The organism is Pseudomonas sp. RIT357 (assembly GCF_000632245.1).
Lineage (GTDB): Bacteria > Pseudomonadota > Gammaproteobacteria > Pseudomonadales > Pseudomonadaceae > Aquipseudomonas > Aquipseudomonas sivasensis.
In genome coordinates this window covers 1-374 of the sequence record NZ_JFYX01000041.1, presented here as the reverse complement: position 1 = coordinate 374, position 374 = coordinate 1, and the positions used below count along the sequence as shown (strand labels likewise).

At 54.8% G+C, this 374-nt stretch carries 1 protein-coding gene; it reads left to right on the top strand.

The annotated features are described in order from the left end of the window. Positions 1–374, top strand: a 374-nt coding sequence (locus BW43_RS29040) for a hypothetical protein (protein ID WP_032889381.1), incomplete at both ends; no start/stop codon positions are given.

Below are 374 nucleotides of genomic sequence, written 5' to 3'. Positions count from 1 at the left end.
GGCCTGAATTCCACCGGCACCGGTCAACCGACCGTGACCTTGGTTAACGATGTTCCGGTAATTGCTGTCACGCCGACCACCATCGTCGAGAACACTGCCGAAGCAGGCACTGTCGCCGGTACTTTCGTCGCGAAAGATGAAGAAACACCACGCGATGGTTTGACCATCAGCTTCACTGCTGGCACCAACGCAGATGGTTACTACGCTATCTCCGGCAACAACGTGGTCCTGACCGAAAAAGGTGCTGACTTCGTTAACGCTGGCAACCAGTTACCGAAGATCGACCTGACCGTTACTGACGTTGAAGGCCTGAATTCCACCGGCACCGGTCAACCGACCGTGACCTTGGTTAACGATGTTCCGGTAATTGCTGT